The organism is Streptococcus mitis (genome assembly GCF_023109235.1).
In the GTDB taxonomy this organism is placed as follows: domain Bacteria; phylum Bacillota; class Bacilli; order Lactobacillales; family Streptococcaceae; genus Streptococcus; species Streptococcus mitis_DA.
Genome location: NZ_JALDUC010000006.1, coordinates 22,185 through 37,289, shown reverse-complemented (window position 1 = coordinate 37,289; position 15,105 = coordinate 22,185). Strand labels below are relative to the sequence as shown.

Sequence of the window (15,105 nt, the reverse complement as noted above, 5' to 3'; positions counted from 1 at the left end):
TTTCTCCTTATTTGATGACGACTGTATAGTCGGTGTTTTCTGTTATGAGGTGCTCGGCTCGTTCCAAGTCTTGAGCATTTTTAAATGAAATTTGTAGGATTCCGTGAATATCTTCACGGTTTTCCTCATTGATGTGAATATTAACCAAGGAAGTTCCACGTAGTAGTTCCAAAATCCTCAAGATGACGTTTTCTTCATCGGGAACGTCAACATAGAGGTCATAAGAGCTATCCACACCACCACGCTTATGGATTTCCATAGCCTGACGTTGCTCACGCGCTTGATTGAAAAAATTCCAGATTCGCTCTTCATCTCCCTTACTGATAGCTTGTCCAACCTCATCTAAACGTTCCTTGAAATCCTCAATACGGTCTAGAATAGTCTCACGATTGGACAAGAGAATGGAGGTCCACATACCTGGCTCGCTTTCCGCAATTCGGGTCATATCTCGAAAACCACCGGCCGCAAAACGCCTTGCCATCTCATGTTCTTGAGCATAGACCGCGGTCTGTTCCATGAGACTAGAAGCCAGAATATGAGGAAAATGGCTAATCTGAGAAGTGACACGATCATGCTCCTTGGCATCAATCTCGATAAAACGAGCATGAAGACCTGAAAGCAGATCCTTCATTTCCTCAAGCGTGTCCTGACCTGTCAGACTCGAAGGTGTAAAGATATAATAGGCATTTTCAAAGAGATTGACATCCGCAGAAGCAGCCCCTGTCTTGTGACTACCAGCCATGGGATGGGCCCCGACAAAGCGAACAGGTTTGCCAGCCAAATATTGCTCCGCCGCATCCACAATGGCTGACTTGGTCGAACCAGCATCTGAGATAATCACGCCTTCTTTCAAGTCCAAGTTGGCCAATTCCTTAATGAAAGCAATGGTTTGTTTGATTGGCAAACTGAGAATAATGATATCTGCCAAAGGAGCAAAACTAGCAAAATCATCCGTTGCACGGTCAATCATGCCTTCTTTCAAGGCGATATCTCTCGAAGCTTGACTGCGATTATAACCTAAAATTTCATAATCTGGATGATCGCGTTTGATACCAAGTGCCATCGAGGCACCGATCAAACCAAGACCTGCGATATAGACTATTTTTGCCATAGGAACTCCTTAATAGTTCTTTGTATAGTCTCGGTGTTGGGCTACCGCTTCTTTTAGTTCCTCGAGATTATCTGATGAGAATTTTTCAAGGATTTCTTGCGCCAGAACCGTTGCCACAACGGCTTCCATGACCACACCGGCTGCTGGAAGAGCGGTCGGATCACTTCTCTCCACGGTTGCCTTATAAGGTTCGTGGGTTTCGATATCCACACTCATAAGAGGCTTATAAAGAGTAGGAATAGGTTTCATAACTCCACGAACAACGATCGGTTGCCCGTTGGTCATACCACCTTCAAAGCCGCCAAGATTGTTAGTACGGCGAATATAGCCGTCTTCTTTAGACCAGAGAATCTCATCCATAACTTGGCTACCTTTGCGGTAACCAGCTTCAAAGCCAAGACCAAATTCAACCCCTTTAAAGGCATTGATAGAGACAACTGCTTGGGCAAGTCTGGCATCCAATTTTCTGTCCCATTGGACATAGGAACCAAGACCAACTGGAACACCTCCGACAACTGTCTCGACAACCCCACCGATGGTATCTCCATCACGCTTGATTTGGTCAATATAGTCCTTGATTTCCTGTTCCCTTTCTTGGTTAACAATAGAAACTTCGGACTGGGCAACTCGTTCCTTAATCTCAGCGACTGTTAGATTTTCAGGAACATCGATTTCCTTGCCACCGAATACTACAACATGGTTGGCAATCTCCATATTCAGCTCAGTCAAGAGGCGTTTGGCTACTGCGCCAACTGCCACCCGCATAGTTGTTTCACGAGCAGATGAGCGCTCCAAGGAATTACGCAAATCATCAAAACGGTACTTGATGCCCCCAACCAAGTCGGCATGACCTGGACGTGGATGGGTGATTTTCCGTTTGCTTTTAAGGCGGTCTTCAATGTCCTCCGCAGACATGATATCCAGCCATTTCTGATGGTCCTTATTGATGACATCCATGGTAATGGGAGCCCCAGTAGTCTTCCCATGGCGAACACCCGAAGTAAAGATAACTTGGTCACTCTCAATCTTCATACGACCACCACGACCGTAGCCACCTTGACGGCGTTTAAGGTCTCCATTAATATCCTCAGCTGTCAAAGGAAGTCCAGCTGGAATTCCTTCAATGATAGCCGTCAGACGGGGACCGTGTGATTCTCCTGCAGTTAAATATCTCATACACTCTCCTTATTTTACCAAGTAGTCTTTCATCTCTTCCAGAGAAACTGGGTGGATGGTTGCAGAACCAAGCTCTGGCACCAAGACCAATTTCAAGGTATTGCCACGCGCTTTCTTGTCATGAGTCAAAGCTTTATAAAGCTTATCAACATCCCAGTTTTCATAATCAACAGGCAAGCCAAATTTCTGACACATTTCTGTGATGGACTGGGTAATGCCAGCTGGCATAAGGCCTTTTTCCTCAGCAACCTTGGAAATCTGTACCATTCCCATGGCAACAGCCTCGCCATGCATGACTTTTCCATAACCAGCCGTCGCTTCAATGGCATGGCCAATAGTATGGCCAAAATTGAGGTAAAGGCGAACACCATTGTCCAACTCATCCTCAACCACCATCTTGCGCTTAACCTGACAAGAATGTTCAATCAAGGTCTCTGCATGTTCCAGAATGCTCTCTACAGAACCATCCAGCTCCGTCAAGAGAGCCCAAAGTTCTGGATCCTCAATCAAGCCATACTTGATAACTTCACCCATTCCTTCAATCAACTCTCTTTTTCCGAGGGTTTCAAGAACAAGTGGGTCAATCAGAACCCCATCTGGTTGGGCAAAGGTCCCCACCATATTCTTAGCAAATGGAGTATTGACGCCCGTCTTTCCACCGATTGAAGAATCCACCTGGGCAGTCAAACTAGTCGGAATCTGAACAAAGTGAATGCCCCGCATATAGGTAGAGGCTACAAAGCCTGCCAGATCCCCAACGACACCACCTCCGAGAGCCACGATTCCATCACTACGAGTCAGACCTTGCTTGACTAAAAATTCATAGACTTTCTGGACAGTAGTTAAATTCTTTCTTTCTTCGCCTTCTAAAAAGTCAAAAACTGCTACCTGAAAACCAGCATCTTCTATGCTGAGCTTGACCTTCTCTGCATAAAGAGAAGCTACATGGTTATCTGTCACAATGACTACCTTTTGTGGTTGCCAGAGTTCTCGCAACCATTGACCAGCCTGAGCCAGACAACCTTTTTCAATCTGAATATCATAAGGATGATGAGGAATATCGATTCTGATTTTCATAGGAGAATCTCCCTTTCTTTATTGGTATTTTTCTGTTAAGGACTGCCAAATCTCTTCTGTCGGCATTTCCTTTCCTGTCCACAGTTGAAAAGCTTCTGCAGCTTGATAGAGCAACATTCCCAGACCATTGACGGCTGGATTCCCCTGACTTCTGGCCCATTTCAAAAATGGTGTTTCAAAGGGTTGGTAAATGATATCTGCTACTAAAATAGTTTCTGATAGAACAATGCTTTCAGGAACTGGAGATGATTGACCATCCATCCCTACACTTGTCGCATTGACCAGTAAATCCGACCCAGCAATCCTTGCTTGCAGTTCGGGAACATCTTCTAAAGCATACAAGTCCACTTTAAAGCCTGTCTGCTCTTGTAACTTGTCTAGATAAGGTCTTGTTTTTTCAATAGAAACTGAACGAACAAAGACAGAAATCTGACTGACGCCGTCCAAAATAGCCTGTGCCAAAATGGACTTGGCCGCACCACCTGCACCCAGCAAGGTCATCTTTTTACCTGAAATTGTAAAAGAAGGCAAGCTCTTAAAAAATCCCTTGCCATCTGTATTATATCCAATTAAATTGCCATTCTCATTGACAACCGTATTAACCGCACCAATCAAGCGCGCTTCATCGCCCAGCTCATCCAAATAAGAAATCACTTGCTCCTTATAGGGCATAGAAAGGTTAATTCCAAACATCTGGTAGCGACGAATATTAGCCACTGTTTCTGCCAAGTCATCCGCTTCAATCTCCCAAGCCACATAAGCACCGTTGGTAGCTGTCGCCTCAAAGGCACTATTGTGAATAAAGGGGGAAATAGAATGCTTAATAGGATTGGCAACAACGGCAGCTAAACGTGTATAGCCATCAAGCTTCATCCAAAATCTCCCGAATTTTTTTCATGTTAGCTAGGGAAATCTGACCCGGTGCACTTGACTCATCTAGACTAGCAAAAGACCAGCTAGAACCCGTCACATCCGCAGTGATACGAGAGACCTTGCCCACCTTGCCCATAGAAATCGTCACATATTCCTGCTCAGGATTGAGGGTTTTGAAGCCCCGTGTATAGTTCATCAAGTCTAGCACATCCTGCTCCGTGTGAGCCATCACCGCAACCTTGACAAGTTTTGGATTTAGGCTCGTCAACTCTGACAAGATTTCCATCATGTTTTCAGGTGTTTCTTGGAAATTGTGGTAACTCAAAACGAGATTTGGGAAGTCCAGCATTTCCTCAAAAACATCCTTGTAGCTATAGTACTCAAAATCAATATAGTCTGGTTGATAGAGTTGCGCCACTTCCTTGATTAGATGGATATATTCTTCTGGAGAAAGGTCGATTTCTCCCCCTTCAGAGCGAGTTCGCAACGTGAAAACTAACTCACGGCCTGCGAATTTTTCAAAAATAGCTGGAGCCACCTGCAAAATCGCTTCCTTAGGCAGATAGTCGGCACGCCATTCAATGATGTCGGCATCTAGGTACCTCGTGGCGTCCAGAGCCTGGACCTCCTCTAAACTTCTTGGCATTACTGAAACAATTAATTTCATTTACTAACCTTCATACTAATCACCTTGAGGTAATTACTACTTTCATCTTTTTTATTATAGGCAAAATCTGCTGGAAGACCGTATTTATTTAAAATCTGGTAACTTCTTCCTGCAAAGCCTTTATCAATTTGTTCTGTAAATTTCTGGCGGGATACATTGGCAGCATTGGTGCTGGCAATAATAATCCCTCCCGGATTTAAAATCTCAAGACTTTTGGATATCAACTTATGATAATCCTTAGCCACAGAGAACGTTTGTTTTTTGTTCCGAGCAAAGCTAGGCGGATCTAGGACAATCACATCATAGGTCAAGCCTTTTCGCTTGGCATACTTGAAATACTCAAAAACATCCATAACTATAAAACGATGGTCGTCTGTGCTGATTCCATTAGCCTGAAAATGCGCTTGAGACAATTCTCGTGAACGTTTAGCTAGGTCAACAGAAGTTGTCTGGCTAGCTCCTCCCATGGCCGCAGCTACTGAAAAGGCTGCTGTGTAGGAAAACATATTGAGCAAGGATTTACCCATAGCCAATCCATCCACTAAACTACCGCGAACTTCATGCTGGTCTAGGAAAATCCCTGTCATCAAGCCATCGTTCATAAAGACTTGATACAGAACACCATTTTCCAAAACAGTGAAAAAGTCAGGTGCTTCTTGACCATAAACATGGGCAGATTCATAGTCCAAACCCTTAAAACGGATCTTTTCATATGCTCCTAACACCTCAGGAAAAACTTGTCTAAAGGCTTCTGAGATAGTCTGACGAATCTGATAAACATAAGAGTTATACCAAGAAAAGACAGCATAGTCGCCATAAAGGTCCACTATCAGACCACCAAAGCCATCTCCCTCTTGGTTGAAGAGACGAAAGGCAGTTGTCAATTCGTCTTGATAGTAGGCACTTCTCTTTTCTTTAGCTTGTCTAAACAGTGCTTCAAAGAAAGCTTGATTGAAGGTCACCTTATCTGTGCTCACAAACCAGCCCAAGCCCTTGTTTTGCTGAGAAAGGTAGGCAGTACCAAGAAAGTTTCCATCTTGACTATGAACTTCTACTTCCTGATCCTTGAGATGAACATCTGCAAGGTCGCTAGCTTCTAGTAAAACAAGCCCCTTGGAAAGCTTTTTTTCAACCCGTTTGTTGACTCTTATTCTATTCATAGTCACTATTATAGCAAATTTTGTGACAATTCTCAAAAAAGAAACTACCCTTGCTTTTTTACTCTAGTTTTAAAAAATGGTATACTAATACTAATAAAAACTTAGGAAGTAATTGTGTGAGAATCAATTTTAACAAAATCCAAAAAGCCATGGGTACAAGACTGGGTTTTGTCCTAACCCTTTTAATCCTCTATTGGCTCAAAACCTTACTAGCCTATACCGTTGACTTTAATTTAGATATTCAATTGGGCAAGCTGCAAGGGAATTACCTTGCCTTTATCGCTTTTTTCAATCCCCTTCCCTTGGGACTCCTCCTGCTGGCTCTAGCCCTCTATGCTCGGTCAACCAAGATCTTTTATGGCCTTAGTATAGCTATTTATAGCCTTTTGTTCATTTGGCTTTATTCCAATATCTTTTACTATCGAGAATTTAGTGACTTTATCACGGCCAATACCATGAAAGTGGTCAGCAAGGTGTCTGTTGGTACTGCCGAACTAGAGTTACTGCGCTTTTGGGATTTCATCTATTTTATGGATTTCCCATTGCTGGCTTATCTTCTCTATAAGAAGCTCATCCAGCTGGATAGGAGACCTTTCAAATTCCGCTCCAGTGTTGCTATCACTGCTCTCTCAGCCCTGCTCTTTTCTGCTAATCTTTTCTTGGCTGAAATCGAACGTCCCGATCTCCTATCGCGAGGATTTTCTAATTATTATATTGTTCGTGCCCTTAGTTTGCCAGCCTTTTTAGGTTATAGTGCCAACCAATCCTATAGCGCCAACAAAGAACGTGCTAAGGCCTCTGAGACCGACCTGCAACCTATTACAGATTATGTCCAAGAACATTCGACTAAGCCTAATCCAGACTATTTTGGATTAGCCAAAGGGAAAAATGTGATTTATCTCCACTTGGAAAGTTTCCAGCAGTTCCTACTGGACTATAAACTCAACATAGATGGAACTGATCATGAAGTCACTCCCTTCCTTAATTCCCTCTACCATTCGCAATCAACCCTAGCCTTTTCGAATATCTTTAACCAAGTCAAGGCTGGTAAGACCTCAGATGCGGAAACCATGCTGGAGACTGGTTTGTTTGGACTTGACCAAGGTTCCTTCATGGTCAACTATGGAGGTACCAATACCCAGCAGGCTGCGCCTTTTATCCTATCAAAAAATGGCTACCAATCAAGTGCAGTCTTTCATGGTAATATTGGGACCTTCTGGAACCGAAATACAACCTACAAACAATGGGGCTACCAATACTTCTTTGATGCTTCCTATTTTACCAAGCAAGACAGTAGCAATTCTTTCCAATATGGTTTAAATGATAAAATCATGATGAAAGATTCTATCCAATATCTAGAGCACTTGCAGCAGCCTTTTTATGCTAAGTATATCACGGTGTCCAATCACTATCCCTATGCTAGCAATCTGACAGGCGATGAGCTTGGTTTCCCACTGGCTAAAACCAAAGATGAAACAATCAATGGCTACTTCCAAACGGCTAACTATCTGGATAGTGCTATCAAGGCCTTCTTTGACTATCTCAAAGAAAGTGGCCTCTATGAAAAATCCATCATCGTCATCTACGGAGACCATTATGGAATTTCTAACTCCCGCAATCCTGACCTGGCTCCCTTGATTGGCAAGACTTCTGAGAACTGGTCGAATTACGACAATGCCATGTTGCAACGAGTGCCTTTTATGGTGGTCATGCCTGGCTATGAAAAAGGACAAATCATCAATACCTACGGTGGACAAATCGATATCTTACCGACTCTCGAACACCTCCTTGGTATTGAGTCCAATTCCTTCCTTCAAGTTGGACAAGATCTTCTGTCTCCAGATCATCAAGAAATCGTTGCCTTTCGGACTGCCAATTCCTTCGTTACACCAAAATACACCAGTTATGACGGACGAACCTACTATACTGAGAGCGGTCTTGAAATCAGCAATCTTGATGAACAAGCTCAGACTGAACTAGACATTGTTCGGCAGGCAGCCAGCCAACAGCTGAAAATCAGCGACCAGATTCAAACTGGCGATTTGATACGTTTCTACCAAGCAGATCATCTTGGAAAAGTTGATACAGAAAGTATTTCTTACCTCAATTCTTTACCAATTCTGCAAAAGATTGAACAGGAAAAAGGTAGTCAATCAACCAGTCTCTTTAGCCAACGACAAGGTAAGACCAGTACTGACCTTTTCAAGGCACCAAGTTACCAAGAGCTCCATCCAGAGTCTGCAGAAACTGAATCAAAATCACAATAAAAGATGCTCTTCCGTTTTGGAGGAGCATTTCTTTTTAAAAATTTATCAAGCAAACGACCAACTAGCTCATCTTTTTTCTATTTCTGCCAATATGCGTGACAGGTAGTAATGATAGACAAAAATAGTAAGACCAAGTAAGAGGATAAGAGCTCCTACTCCCAAGCTGATGGCAAGGACAGAGGCGAGAGACTGAACCAAGAACAAACTTGCTATGACTAAAATCATTAAGATAACACTATAAATTAAGAGTAAAACTATTGCTACTATACGATTTGAACGGTTCACCAGGTCCGTAATGTTACTCCAATTGGTTGACAAATTTTTCACGTCCTTAAGGTAATGGTGGCAAGAAAGGATGACACTGGCAAGGAACCATGCCACAAGAAGGTAAATCATCGAAAGGATGGGCAAACCTAAATATAGAGAAAGACCAAGTAAAGTCAGAATTGGTAAAAAGGACTGGACAGCAAAGATAATCCAAAATTTCACTTTCACATAACGAGCAAAGTCAAAGGGTAAACTCTTTAGAAAATCAACATTTTCCCTCTCTAAAGACAAGGCAATTGAAGGCAGGCTGGTGATATTGTTATTGACAACTGCTATAAACAATCCTATAAAAAACAAGGGTAACCAGTATGGAGGATGAATGTCTGGAACTATCTGAGAATCTCGAATTTTGGAAATCAGACCGATCATCATGAGATAAGGAAGAAAAGCACTTGTAAAAAGCACTGTAATCACGCCAGTTCCCTGTCCCAAGAGGGTGAGGTGGTAGCGTAAAACCATACGGAAAAAGCCCTTTTTAGTAGTTGAAATTCTCTCCTTACTGTGACGTTCTTTCTTGACCTTCTCCTCACTGTTAAGCAGAATCACGTCATAAAAACGAGGAAAAACCTTCTTTTTGCTCAAGTAAAGCAGGAAGAGTGTTAGTCCTATCCAAGCGAGCAGACCCAGGATGGCTTCTTTCGAAAAAGGCTCCACTGCTATTTTGTAAAAGAGATGAATAGGATAAAGAAGAGGTGGAATGTCTCTAACTCTGTCAACTATAACTCCAGAAGTCGACTGTAGAAAGAAGACAAATATTAAAGGTATGAGAACCCCTATCCCAATCATCACATTCGAAAAAATAGACTGATACTTTCTGAAGACCCTAGTCTGAGCCAAGAAATGTACTGCCACTACCATCACTAAAGTAACAGAGACAAATAATAAGGTCAAGGACAGTAGCATCAAAGGCAAGCCTAGCCAAAGAGAAGGTGCTAGCCTAATATAGAGGACTAGAAAATAAGCTAGGATTGGTATAATTCCAGCTAGAGCTGGCAAGAGGACAGACAGACCTTTGGCAATTATAATCTCTGATTCTTTAAAGGCATAGGGCCTATAGGAGACCAGGTCCTTACTCTCATAAAAGACATTGTAAAAAGCTGTGAAAGAAGTTGAAAAGGCAAGCACCAGTAAAATAGCAACCATGCTACTAAAAAAACTTGGCATTTCCTCAAAAGGAAAACGAAAGGCTATATTTATAAACATGAAAAGCATCAAGAGACTAGAAAAAATGTAAGAACTTAGGACTCTAGCGGAAACATTTACTTTTTTCCCAGGATTCTTAGCCTGCTTCTTTCGTAGGTTAGCCAGATTAGCTTCTTGAAATGAATAGAGGATATTGATATCAACTAATTTTTTAATGACCTTGAGACGCATCTGAAACCTCCTCTTTTCTACCAGCAAGGCTAAGGTAGATACTTTCCAAAGACTGGTCTGGGTGGTCTTTTCTCAAGTCCTCTACGCTACCACAATAAATCAAATGCCCCTTTTTCAAAATGGCAATCCGATCACAGACTTGCTCTGCCACCTCTAGGACATGGGTTGAAAACAAAACTGTCTTGCCTTTTTGCGCATGCTCCTTCATCATTTGCTTCAAATCAAAGGCAGCCTGGGGATCCAAACCAGTCAAGGGTTCGTCCAAAACCCAAATATCAGGATCAGACAAGAGTGCTCCGATAACAAAGACTTTCTGACGCATTCCGTGAGAAAGGGTTTCAATAACCTGATAGCGGTTTTCAGCAAAATCAAAAACGTTCAATAGCCTAGCTAGACTAGCCTCCAAGTCAGAGCTAGTTAGCTCATAGGATGAGGCAATCAATTCCCAAAATTCATTGGCCGTTAAGCGTAAAAATAAGTCAGGCGAGTCTGCTACGTAGCCAATCTTTCGTTTAATAGCCAAGCGATTTTCAGATAACTCCTGACCGTCTACCAAAATACGACCACTGCTGGGTGAAATAATACTGACTAAGGATTTTATGGTGGTCGATTTTCCAGCTCCATTATGGCCAATCAAGCCCATAATCTCTCCATTTTCAATCTGCAAATTGAGATTGCTCAAGGCCTCTTTATCACCATACAACTTACTAACATTTTGAAATTCAATCATGAGAAATCTCCTCTCTTTATCTATGTAATTCACTATCATTATAGCGCTTTCATTTTAAAAATCAACATTTTATATAAAATAGTCAAAAACTTATTATTCAGTTTTACGCAAATGTTTGAGCTAACCGATACTTTATGATAGAATAAAGAACAAGATTGACAAGTAAGAGGAAACATCATGCAAAATCAAACACTCATGCAATACTTTGAATGGTATCTGCCCCACGACGGTCAGCACTGGACGCGTCTGGCTGAAGATGCTCCACACCTAGCTGATCTCGGTATCAGCCATGTCTGGATGCCACCAGCTTTCAAGGCTACCAATGAAAAAGATGTCGGCTATGGTGTCTATGACCTATTTGACCTTGGGGAGTTCAACCAAAAAGGGACTGTCCGCACCAAGTATGGTTTTAAAGAAGACTATCTTCAAGCCATTCAAGCTCTAAAAGCACAGGGAATTCAACCTATGGCCGATGTGGTGCTCAACCACAAGGCTGCAGCCGATCACATGGAAGCCTTTCAGGTTATCGAAGTAGACCCTGTAGACCGTACGGTTGAACTTGGAGAACCCTTCACCATCAATGGCTGGACTAGCTTTACCTTCGATGGTCGCCAAGATACCTACAATGACTTCCACTGGCACTGGTACCACTTCACAGGTACAGACTATGATGCCAAACGCCGTAAGTCTGGGATTTATCTGATCCAAGGTGACAATAAAGGCTGGGCAAATGAGGAATTGGTCGATAACGAAAACGGAAACTATGACTACCTCATGTATGCCGACCTAGACTTTAAACATCCTGAAGTCATTCAAAATATCTATGACTGGGCTGAATGGTTCATGGAGACAACTGGTGTAGCTGGTTTCCGCTTGGATGCCGTTAAGCACATTGACTCTTTCTTCATGCGCAATTTCATCCGAGATATGAAGGAAAGATACGGTGACGATTTCTATGTTTTTGGTGAATTCTGGAATCCTGACAAGGAAGCCAATCTGGACTATCTTGAAAAAACGGAAGAACGCTTTGACCTTGTCGATGTTCGTCTACACCAGAATCTCTTTGAAGCCAGTCAAGCTGGCGCAAACTATGACCTTCGTGGTATTTTCACAGATAGCTTGGTTGAACTCAAGCCTGATAAGGCTGTGACCTTTGTCGACAACCATGATACCCAACGAGGACAAGCCCTTGAATCGACTGTTGAAGAATGGTTCAAACCAGCAGCCTATGCCCTCATTCTGTTACGCCAAAATGGCCTTCCATGTGTCTTTTACGGCGACTACTATGGGATTTCAGGGCAGTATGCTCAACAAGATTTCAAAGAAGTCCTTGACCGCCTCCTAGCCATCCGAAAAGACTTGGCCTATGGAGAACAAAATGACTACTTTGATGATCCTAACTGTATCGGTTGGGTACGTTCAGGTGCTGAAAATCAATCCCCAATCGCAGTTCTCATCTCAAATGACCAAGAAAACAGCAAATCAATGTTTATCGGCCAAGAATGGGCTAACCAAACCTTTGTAGATCTACTTGAAAACCACCAAGCTCAAGTTATCATCGATGAGGAAGGTTATGGACAATTCCCTGTCTCAGCTGCTTCGGTAAGTGTCTGGGCAGCCAATACTATCTAATAGCTTATAATCATCAAGCCAGATCCAAGCGGATTTGGTTTTTTTGTATTCACAAAAAGACCTACCCAAGTGGATAGATCTTTATTATCTTACAATTTACCTGCTACTGCATCCAACAATTCTTGGATCTTAGCTTGGTTGCTTCCTCCTGCCATGGCCATGTCTGGTTTACCACCACCACGTCCATCGACGATTGGTGCTAATTCTTTGACAAGGTTTCCTGCATGAAGGTCTTTTGTCTTGCTTGCTACAAGGACATTAACTTTGTCCCCAATTGCTGCAACAAGGACAAGAAGATCAGAGTAGTCTTTTTGTTTCCAGTTATCCGCAAAAGTACGAAGGGCACCAGCGTCAGATACAGATACTTGGCTAGCAATGTAACGGTGACCGTTGACTTCCTTCACATCCTTGAAGATGTCGCCTGCGGCTGCAGCTGCGGCTTTTTCTTTCAACTCAGCATTTTCCTTTTGAAGTTGACGAAGTTGTTCTTGGAGTCCTTCTACCTTGTGAGGCACTTCCTTGACTTGAGGTGCTTTCAAGGTTGCTGCGACAGCTTTAAGAGCGTCTTCTTGTTCACGGTAGGCTTCAAAGGCTTCCTTACCAGTCACTGCCAAGATACGGCGAGTTCCTGATCCGATCCCTTCTTCTTTGACAATCTTGAAGAGACCAATCTCAGAAGTGTTGCCAACGTGGGTACCACCACAAAGCTCGATAGAGTAGTCACCGATAGTGACAACACGGACTTCCTTGCCGTATTTCTCACCAAAGAGGGCCATAGCACCCATTTCTTTGGCAGTGTCAATATCCGTTTCAACAGTTTCTACAGCAATGGCTTCACAGATTTTTTCGTTGACTTGCTGTTCAATCGCACGCAATTCTTCAGCAGTTACTGCTTGGAAGTGAGTAAAGTCAAAGCGAAGGAATTCAACTTCGTTAAGAGAACCTGCTTGTGTTGCATGATTCCCAAGGATATTATGAAGGGCAGCGTGAAGCAAGTGAGTCGCAGTGTGGTTTTTCATAACACGGTGACGACGATTTGTATCAATTGCCAAGGTATATTCTTGGTTCAAGGCAAGCGGTGCAAGAACTTCAACTGTATGAAGGGCTTGTCCGTTTGGTGCTTTTTGAACATTTGTCACAGTAGCCACAACCTTACCTGACGCATCCAAGATTTGTCCGTGGTCAGCGACCTGTCCACCCATTTCAGCGTAGAATGGCGTTTCCGCAAAGATAAGAGAGGCAGTTCCTTCTGACACAGCTTCTACTTCTGCATTGTCAGCCACGATAGCTACCAATTTAGAAGACAATTGGCTAGCATTGTAGTTAAAGACACTTTCTACAGTGATGTTTTGAAGGGTTTCATTTTGCATCCCCATTGAGCCACCCTTGACAGCTGAGGCACGCGCACGCTCTTGCTGTTCTTTCATGGCTGCTTCAAATCCTTCACGGTCTACAGTCATCCCAGCTTCTTCAGCGATTTCTTCAGTCAATTCAACTGGGAATCCATAAGTGTCATAAAGTTTGAATACATCTTGACCAGCAATGACAGATTGACCTTTTTCTTTCAAGTCTGCTACGATGCCTTGGGCAAAGTGTTGACCTGAGTGAAGGGTACGGGCAAATGACTCTTCCTCGCTCTTAACGATTTTCTCAATAAAGTCACGTTTTTCAAGCACTTCTGGGTAGTAGCTTTCCATAATTTTTCCAACAGTTGGAACGAGTTTGTAAAGGAAAGGCTCATTGATACCCAATTTTTGACCATGCATAGAGGCACGGCGGAGAAGACGACGGAGGACATAACCACGACCTTCATTTCCAGGAAGGGCACCATCACCGATAGCAAATGAAAGAGAACGGATATGGTCTGCAATAACCTTAAAGCTCATGTTGTCGCCATCTTGGTCATAAACCTTACCAGACAATTTCTCCACTTCACGAATGATCGGCATGAAGAGGTCTGTTTCAAAGTTGGTCTTAGCCCCTTGGATAACTGCCACCAAACGCTCCAAGCCAGCGCCCGTATCAATGTTCTTATGTGGCAATTCCTTGTACTCGCTACGAGGAACGGAAGGGTCTGCGTTAAATTGTGACAAAACGATGTTCCAGATTTCGATATAACGGTCGTTTTCGATATCTTCTGCAAGAAGGCGAAGACCGATATTTTCTGGGTCAAAAGCTTCTCCACGGTCAAAGAAAATCTCTGTGTCCGGTCCAGAAGGTCCCGCACCGATTTCCCAAAAGTTGTCCTCGATTGGAATCAAGTGACTTGGGTCCACTCCCACTTTAATCCAGCGGTTGTAAGAATCTTTATCATCTGGATAGTAAGTCATGTAAAGTTTTTCAGCTGGGAAGTCAAACCATTCTGGGCTGGTCAAAAGCTCATAAGCCCAAGTGATAGCTTCGTCACGGAAGTAATCTCCGATAGAGAAGTTCCCCAACATTTCAAACATAGTATGGTGACGTGCTGTCTTCCCTACGTTTTCGATGTCGTTGGTACGGATAGCCTTTTGCGCATTGGTAATACGTGGATTTTCTGGGATAATAGTCCCGTCAAAATATTTCTTAAGAGTTGCTACCCCAGAGTTGATCCACAAAAGAGTTGGGTCATTTACAGGAACCAAGCTCACTGATGGTTCTACTGAGTGACCTTTGGTCGCCCAGAAATCAAGCCACATTTGGCGTACTTGTGCACTAGATAGTTGTTTCATATT

General features: G+C 43.0%; 11 protein-coding genes. 2 read left to right on the top strand and 9 right to left on the bottom strand.

The features are described 5' to 3' along the window. Positions 1–7 precede the first annotated feature (7 nt). From M1F55_RS04795 to M1F55_RS04770, 6 genes are read right to left on the bottom strand one after another with little or no spacing between them, the layout of a single operon-like run. Entirely contained in the window at positions 8–1,111 is a 1,104-nt protein-coding gene (locus M1F55_RS04795) for a prephenate dehydrogenase (protein WP_023946356.1), read from the bottom strand. A 9-nt stretch (positions 1,112–1,120) separates the two neighbouring features. After that, complete coding sequence (aroC, locus tag M1F55_RS04790) at positions 1,121–2,287, bottom strand: chorismate synthase (RefSeq protein WP_247947388.1); 1,167 nt, start codon at positions 2,285–2,287, stop codon at positions 1,121–1,123. Between the two features lie 9 nt (positions 2,288–2,296). Next, positions 2,297–3,364 carry a 3-dehydroquinate synthase gene (gene aroB, locus M1F55_RS04785; protein WP_247947387.1) on the bottom strand — a complete coding sequence of 356 codons (1,068 nt, stop codon included), beginning with the start codon at positions 3,362–3,364 and terminating at the stop codon, positions 2,297–2,299. A gap of 18 nt (positions 3,365–3,382) precedes the next feature. After that, on the bottom strand, positions 3,383–4,237 hold the full coding sequence (locus tag M1F55_RS04780; protein WP_247947386.1) for a shikimate dehydrogenase: 855 nt from the start codon (positions 4,235–4,237) through the stop codon (positions 3,383–3,385). Next, positions 4,227–4,904, bottom strand: coding sequence for a type I 3-dehydroquinate dehydratase (gene aroD / locus M1F55_RS04775; RefSeq protein WP_084947503.1), 678 nt, complete (start codon positions 4,902–4,904; stop codon positions 4,227–4,229). The genes M1F55_RS04780 and aroD overlap by 11 nt, the downstream gene beginning before the upstream one ends. Continuing rightward, positions 4,901–6,064, bottom strand: a complete 1,164-nt coding sequence (locus tag M1F55_RS04770) for a class I SAM-dependent rRNA methyltransferase (RefSeq protein ID WP_192855175.1) — start codon at positions 6,062–6,064, stop codon at positions 4,901–4,903. Before M1F55_RS04770 ends, aroD begins: the two co-directional genes overlap by 4 nt. A gap of 149 nt (positions 6,065–6,213) precedes the next feature. Here M1F55_RS04770 and M1F55_RS04765 point away from each other — a divergent pair, with 149 nt between their 5' ends. Beyond that, positions 6,214–8,331, top strand: coding sequence for an LTA synthase family protein (locus M1F55_RS04765; RefSeq protein ID WP_031236879.1), 2,118 nt, complete (start codon positions 6,214–6,216; stop codon positions 8,329–8,331). 66 nt (positions 8,332–8,397) lie between these two features. On the opposite strand, the gene M1F55_RS04760 is transcribed toward M1F55_RS04765, so the two are convergent. Continuing rightward, on the bottom strand, positions 8,398–10,032 hold the full coding sequence (locus M1F55_RS04760) for a hypothetical protein (protein ID WP_247947385.1): 1,635 nt from the start codon (positions 10,030–10,032) through the stop codon (positions 8,398–8,400). Next, positions 10,013–10,762 carry an ABC transporter ATP-binding protein gene (locus tag M1F55_RS04755; protein ID WP_033681625.1) on the bottom strand — a complete coding sequence of 250 codons (750 nt, stop codon included), beginning with the start codon at positions 10,760–10,762 and terminating at the stop codon, positions 10,013–10,015. The genes M1F55_RS04760 and M1F55_RS04755 overlap by 20 nt, the downstream gene beginning before the upstream one ends. Positions 10,763–10,939: 177 nt before the next feature. Between M1F55_RS04755 and M1F55_RS04750 the strand changes: the two genes are divergently transcribed. After that, positions 10,940–12,394 carry an alpha-amylase gene (locus M1F55_RS04750; RefSeq protein ID WP_247947384.1) on the top strand — a complete coding sequence of 485 codons (1,455 nt, stop codon included), beginning with the start codon at positions 10,940–10,942 and terminating at the stop codon, positions 12,392–12,394. Between the two features lie 89 nt (positions 12,395–12,483). On the opposite strand, the gene alaS is transcribed toward M1F55_RS04750, so the two are convergent. Continuing rightward, positions 12,484–15,102, bottom strand: a complete 2,619-nt coding sequence (gene alaS / locus M1F55_RS04745; RefSeq protein ID WP_247947383.1) for an alanine--tRNA ligase — start codon at positions 15,100–15,102, stop codon at positions 12,484–12,486. Positions 15,103–15,105: the final 3 nt, after the last annotated feature.